7 protein-coding genes are annotated in these 6,056 nt (G+C 55.6%); all 7 read right to left on the bottom strand.

Annotated features, from left to right (window positions below; translation table 11 throughout):
• The coding region (locus FBQ85_25775) for a hypothetical protein (protein ID MDL1878542.1) at window positions 1–417 on the bottom strand (417 nt) is incomplete at its 3' end.
• The gene (locus tag FBQ85_25780; protein ID MDL1878543.1) at window positions 414–848 is read right to left on the bottom strand and encodes a hypothetical protein; all 435 of its coding nucleotides are present in this window, start codon (window positions 846–848) and stop codon (window positions 414–416) included. The genes FBQ85_25775 and FBQ85_25780, both read right to left, overlap by 4 nt.
• A gap of 135 nt (window positions 849–983) precedes the next feature.
• On the bottom strand, window positions 984–1,769 hold the full coding sequence (locus FBQ85_25785) for a methylated-DNA--[protein]-cysteine S-methyltransferase (protein MDL1878544.1): 786 nt from the start codon (window positions 1,767–1,769) through the stop codon (window positions 984–986).
• Window positions 1,770–1,842: 73 nt separating this feature from the next.
• On the bottom strand, window positions 1,843–3,474 hold the full coding sequence (locus tag FBQ85_25790) for a M1 family metallopeptidase (protein MDL1878545.1): 1,632 nt from the start codon (window positions 3,472–3,474) through the stop codon (window positions 1,843–1,845).
• Window positions 3,458–4,501: a DUF1460 domain-containing protein gene (locus tag FBQ85_25795; GenBank protein ID MDL1878546.1), complete on the bottom strand. Its 1,044-nt coding sequence runs from the start codon at window positions 4,499–4,501 to the stop codon at window positions 3,458–3,460. Before FBQ85_25795 ends, FBQ85_25790 begins: the two co-directional genes overlap by 17 nt.
• The gene (sppA, locus tag FBQ85_25800) at window positions 4,444–5,262 is read right to left on the bottom strand and encodes a signal peptide peptidase SppA (GenBank protein ID MDL1878547.1); all 819 of its coding nucleotides are present in this window, start codon (window positions 5,260–5,262) and stop codon (window positions 4,444–4,446) included. Before sppA ends, FBQ85_25795 begins: the two co-directional genes overlap by 58 nt.
• Window positions 5,263–5,494: 232 nt before the next feature.
• The coding region (locus FBQ85_25805; GenBank protein ID MDL1878548.1) for a DUF72 domain-containing protein at window positions 5,495–6,056 on the bottom strand (562 nt) is incomplete at its 5' end.

Consider the following 6,056-nt stretch of genomic DNA (forward strand, 5'->3'; position numbering starts at 1 on the left):
TCCCGCTTGGGCTAGCGCGCGGCGTTCCAATTCATACAAGGGTCCGAAGTAACTCGGCAGAAATTCGCGATTGAGGAAGCGCCGCTCCAGTTGCGCGCCGACATCAAACAGGCCTCCAATGCCGCTGAGATTCATTTCGATACCTGCCGCTTTGCCGGATCCGTGATTGTTGATTTTGGCAACGTCGCCGTAAAGGGCGAAGCGCAGCAGCGAGGTTTGCACAATCGGCAGCTCGGCGTCAAAGCCGAATTCGGAAACGCCGTTATCCGTGCCGCGATACTCATCCGGATCGATATCGCCGACATAGGTCGCGCCGATGGCAAAATTGCGCAGAATCGGCGCATTGGTCGCCAGTTGCAGGGGGCGATAGTAAATACGCCCGCCGAAAATTTCGCCGCGCCCGAAGTTGTTCGTCACCGTTTCGAATCCGCCGATGCCGAAATCAAAATCGTGATGAAGCCGTGTCCCAGGCGCGCCGCATCGAGGCTGCCCACGCGCGCATAAACCGGATCGGGATTGCGCTTGCGGCTGTAGCGGACATAGCGAAAAAGCCGCAAATAGTCGTAACCTTGATCCCAATCCTCGTTGCGGAGGTTGCCCGTGTCAACATCGAAACGCAGTGGAATATCCAGCCCCACGCCCCATTTGCCGAACGCCAGATCCGGCCGCAGCGACATGGTGAAATACGATTGCCCGTCAATGACGGAAACGCCCACGCCTCCGGTGATCACACCTTGATCCTGCAGGAGATTTTCATAAAGCGAAGTTTGCGCAAAGCTGTGGTGGAAGGTGAGAAAACTTGCGGCCAATATAACAGCGGCTGCTACCCCGAGACGTTTCGAATACATACATTTCTCCTAGAAAATAAACCGAACGAAATGAACTGGCGGGAAAAGTAAGGAATGCCCCAGGAACTTGCAAGGTAAAATACCTTAACGAAACACGGCAACACACGCCAACACCGAGCGCCGCCGCGATTGTTCTCAAACAATAATAAAAAGATCCAATTGCTTCGTGACGTTGGGCCAGCGCACGCCTTCCAATGCGAGCAAGCGGCGTTTCAGATTTTCGCCCGCGGCAAAGCCGCCCAGCTTGCCATTGCTCGCCACGACGCGATGACATGGTATGAATATCGGAATCGGATTGGCGCCCAACGCCTGGCCCACCGCGCGCACCGCCCGGGGATTTCCCAGGCGTTCCGCGATTTCGCCGTAGGTGCAAACCTGGCCGTAAGGGATTTTGCTCACCACCTGCAAAACCTCGCGCTTGAACCCGGCCGGCACAAAGCGCCAATCGATGGCCGTGGAAAATTGCGTCAGCCGTTTTTGCAGATAATCCCGCAACTCGGCGATGATCGTTGCTGTCGCGTTCTTGTCGCGTACAATCCAGGCCTCCGGCTGTTGCGCTTTTAAAAATTCTTCGATCTCAAACGGCGTGCGCTCGGAAAATTTGGCCAGACATATGCCGGCTGCCGTGCTGGCAATCCACATGGGGCCGACGAGCGGGTGATGCAGCAGATCATAATAAATTTGCCGTTTGCGCATCTGCTGCTTGAGGGTTGCGCGTGAAATCGCCGCGCGCTGCTGCCCGCCCACTTTCAAAGCCAGCGCCTCCAGGCCGGACAGCACTTCACGATAAGTCGTAAGCTCGCGCTTGCAAATCGGGCATTCGGAAGCATGCCGCTGCAAGCGCTGCTGGTCCTCGGCCGCAAGATTGCCGAGATACATTGCCATCACCAAGTCTTCATTGATATGACCTGTGATTTGCATCACGCCTCCCGTTCACGGCATGAGAGTCGAATCTGTTGTGTCCGCGTGTTTGTATAATCCTGGGCAAACGAACTTATTGACTGCTGGCTTTCGCCGGCATTTCATTTGTCAGATTGACCGTCATCAAAATTTTTTCGTCAGGATCGATCTCGAGCTTTGCCGGCGGCATATCAGCCGAGAACACAAACCGCAGATAATTCTCTTTCATCTCGCAATTAAGCTTTTCAGAATCTCCCGGCTGTGAGGCAATGTCGAGCGGGAGATAAAAAGGTTCGCCCGCTTGAATTTGGCGAAGCTCCAACTCGACGGTTTTCGCTGAAGAATCCCAAAACCATTGTCCTTCCAGCTTGGGATAACCCGGTTGCTGCAACCATTGCGTAAAGAACCAATCCAGCGGTTTTCCTGAAATATTTTCCATCACGGCTTGAAAATGCTGGGTCAGAGCGGTGCCATTTTTGAACTGGCGATAATACGCGGCCAAGCCCGGCCAAAATTTATCCTCACCGATCACGTTGCGCAACATATGTAAAACCCAAGCGGCTTTGGCGTAGTTGTTGGCATTGAGAAGCTGCATGTAGTTCGTGATCGTCGTGTCAAGGATCGGCCCGCCGGCGCGTTCGGCAAAACGAAAATAATTATCGCGGGAGCGCCGCATAACTTCGCGAAATTTCTGCTGGCCCTCCGCATGTTCGTAAAACAGCGCTTCGCCGTAAGTCGCGAACCCTTCACTCAACCAGACATGATGCCAGTCCGCCGCGCTTACGGCGTCGCCAAACCATTGGTGCGCGATTTCATGCGCGGTTGTGCCTTCGATGGTTTTGCCTTTGCCAAAACTGCTCTCGGCAAAAAAAATGGCGCTGGCGTTTTCCATGCCGCCATAGCGCGTCGACGACTGCACCAGCGCCAGTTTTTCATACGGAAAGGGCCCAATCTTTTCAGAGAAGAATGCCATCATCTCCGCCACGCGCCCGAAATTCTCGTGCGCATAGGGCGCATCTTCCTTGAAGGTATAAAATGTGATCGGCACGCCTGTACTCGATGACACCGAGGTTTCGGCAAACTCGGCGGCGCCGATAACCATGCAGTAGGTCGGAATCGGCGTGCGTTCAATCCAGTGCCAGGATTTGTTGCCATTCCTTTCATCGGAGACATCCTGCAAGCGACCGTTGGCAACCACGGTGTAGCGCGACGGCAGTGTGACGCGAAACTCGACAGTCGCCTTGTCCGAAGGATGATCGACGCTCGGGAACCAATAACGGCTGCGATCAGGCCAGTTGTCCGCAAAAAACGAACGCCGGCCGAATTTGTTGGAGCGGATGATGAGGCCGTCTTGCGGTTCGCCGGCATAAGCAACGGTGAGCGGCAACGTATCGCCGTTGGCAACCGTTTGCGGCAGATGTACCAGCAAGCCGTCAGACACACGCGCAAATGCCAGCGCACGATTCGTGCTGGTGACGCTGGTGACCTCCAGACCCTTCAAATTTAAATGCAGCGTCGAATCCGTTGCATCCCGGATGATCACGTTGACCGTGGCCTCTCCTCTGATGATGTTGCTGGCATCAGAAAGCGTGAGATCGAGCGCGTAGTGCGCGACATCGAAGGCCGGCTGCCGTACATAGCCGTCCGTGTGCTGCGCGAATGCGGAGGATACCGCGATCGCCAACATCTTCGACACAAAATAAATTGTCTCAATGTTTGATTTCATGTTCAACAGGTGTTGCAGCCGGTGGTTCCGCGAGGTTGCCAGCGGACGTGACGCGCAGAAACGCCATGCCAACGCGCTTGCGATTGGCTAGCAATTGTGCCACCATCGCGCTCAGGGGTTCGTCGATGACCTGCTTCGCCTCCGGCCGCGAGGAGGCATGCCGGCAATAAACTTCACCGTTTTCCTGGCGAATGATGAGTCCCATGTGCGCGGAAAAAATGCCGGGCGCGCTTTGAATAATGCTGAACAAATCGCCGGTTTGCAGACTGTCTTGCACCGCCAACAGGCTGTGCTCGGGAATGTATTTGATCGTCATGGTTTCCGCCGGTGGAATCGCTGCCTGCTCGCTCTCCGGCACGCCGAGATCGCTCAGCAACTTGCGCCGATCAATGGTCTTGGTCATCTCGCGGCAATGTTTTCCGCCGACTGACGCCGTGACATCCTGCAACAGCCAGGCATTGTTGGGAACCCAATCCGCATGCGTGAAATGATTGCGCGTGCGTAAATCGATTGCGCCGCGGTGATAACGAATGCGCTGCAGATTATTGAACATATGCTCGTAGTTGTCCGAAATCGCCATCGCCAGAATTTGCTCGGTGAACGTCACGCAATCCGCGCGGGAGAAATCGATCAACGGGTCGCGATCATACTTTGCGTTCGGGCCTTCACCGAGGCAAAACAGCGCGTACGGCGTGCCTTTCGCAACTTCCGAGTAAATGGCGATACGGCGCGTCAACTCCGGCTCGCTCGCGGTGACGCGGCGAATCAACGTATCGATTTCAGCATTGCCCATGAGATAAAGCGCTTTGGGCGCAACCCATTTCGGTGAATCAGCGGCGGCCTGGCCGTTGGGCAGCGACTGGGCTGAAATCGAACTGACCAAGAAAACAAGATGCAGGAATCCAATCAGTGATTTGAGCAAAGCAATCTCCTTGATGATAAATCTGAAATCCTGGTTTTGCGTGTGCCTTACCTCGGCATCAAGTAAAGCGGAATCCCGCGCAAACGTGCCATTGTGGTGTTCCATTCGAGTTGGCCGAGGAAGCGGCGTGTCAAGCGTTCGTACCAGGGCTTGCGCGTGCGGCCGATTTCGACAAGCTGCGGCTCTTCCGTGAGATTTGCCATGCCTTTCACCACTTCCACCGCGCGCTCGAAGCTGCCCAGCTCGTCGATCAAGCCGTGTTGCAGCGCTTGCCGGCCTGTCATCACGCGGCCGTCAGCAAATGCGCGCACTTTCTCCGGCTCGAGCTTGCGGCCCTTGGCCACCGCTTCGACGAATTGTTCGTAACTGTCGTTGATCAACTCTTGCAGCATGTTGCGTTCCTCCGCGGTGATGCCGCGAAAGAAGGTCAGGGTATCTTTGAACTGGCCGGACTTCACCACTTCCATCTCGACGCCAACCTTGTTCAAAAGCTGGCTGAGATTGCGCGATTGAATGATCACGCCAATCGAACCTGTGATGGTGCCGGCATTGGCCAGCACGCGCTCCGCCGCCATCGCCACATAAACACCGCCCGAGGCTGCCACCTCGCCCATCGAAGCCACCACCGGCACTTTGGCTTCCTCGCGAAAATGGCTGATGGCGTCGTAAATTTCCTGGGTTGCGCCCACCGTGCCGCCCGGCGAGTTGATGCGCACCAGCAACGCGCGCGCATGAATGTCCTTGGCTTCCTCCAATGCCGTCACAACCCGGCGCGGAATGGGGTCCTCGCCACTCTCATCCAGCACGCCGTCCAAACGCAACACGGCAAGACGCGGCTGTTTTCTTCTTCGGAAGCGAATCTTCATAGGATAATTTGAATGGAACGGATCTAGTTTCTGCAAAAAGTTAAAACGAGATTTCGCCCGCCCGCCACTTGATTTGAGACGGACAAGTTTAACGGAACGTTCGAGCTGTTCTGGTGTTGCGCGAAAACTAAACAAACCCTTTGTAAAAAACAAGTGCGCGCGATTCGAATATTTGCGCTTGCTTTTTTTGCGTGCCGTGAAGTTGAAAATGCCACGGCGCACGCATCACACGCTAAAACAACTGTAATTGATTTTGTTCTTTCTCACACGGCCAGGCCGGCAGATTTCCGGCGTTCTCAGAAAGCGCGCGCAGCAGCATGTGGAAATAGCGCGCCACCCGCGGCGCATCAATATCGTCCGGCGCGTGCATGAACACAAACGGCTGCAATCCCTGGTCGAGCCATTGCGCCACCTGTTTGGCCCATTGCTGAAGATATGCTTCATTCTTTTCAATGAGGGGATCGCCCACAAAGCGCACGAACGGTCGCTGATTGGTAGCGAGAAAGCGCACCGGAACCTTGGGCTTGCGGCGCTGCGCATCCCGGGTGACAAGATCACCCGGCGCGGCTTGCGCGGCATGCAAGCCCCGGGTATCGAAAATGACGCGCGCCATGTTGTGCGTGCGCAGCAGATCATTGAATCGCGCTTCACACTCGCCTTCGTCGAAAAAATCCGGGTGGCGCGCTTCTACGGCGTATTCGAATTCAGCCGGCAGGGTTTTGAGAAAATGCGCGAGCGGTGAAAATTCCCGCCGGCTGAAGGTGGGTGGCAACTGCAAAAAGAACGGCCCCAGG

The sequence above is a fragment of the Cytophagia bacterium CHB2 genome (genome assembly GCA_030263535.1).
GTDB lineage: Bacteria > Zhuqueibacterota > Zhuqueibacteria > Zhuqueibacterales > Zhuqueibacteraceae > Coneutiohabitans.

What these genes read in the sequence shown, in the direction of transcription:
- FBQ85_25780 (MDL1878543.1), bottom strand. Translation starts at nt 848, where the DNA reads ATGTATTCGAAACGTCTCGGGGTAGCAGCCGCTGTTATATTGGCCGCA.
- FBQ85_25785 (MDL1878544.1), bottom strand. Translation starts at nt 1,769, where the DNA reads ATGCAAATCACAGGTCATATCAATGAAGACTTGGTGATGGCAATGTAT.
- FBQ85_25790 (MDL1878545.1), bottom strand. Translation starts at nt 3,474, where the DNA reads ATGAAATCAAACATTGAGACAATTTATTTTGTGTCGAAGATGTTGGCG.
- FBQ85_25795 (MDL1878546.1), bottom strand. Translation starts at nt 4,501, where the DNA reads ATGGAACACCACAATGGCACGTTTGCGCGGGATTCCGCTTTACTTGAT.
- sppA (MDL1878547.1), bottom strand. Translation starts at nt 5,262, where the DNA reads ATGAAGATTCGCTTCCGAAGAAGAAAACAGCCGCGTCTTGCCGTGTTG.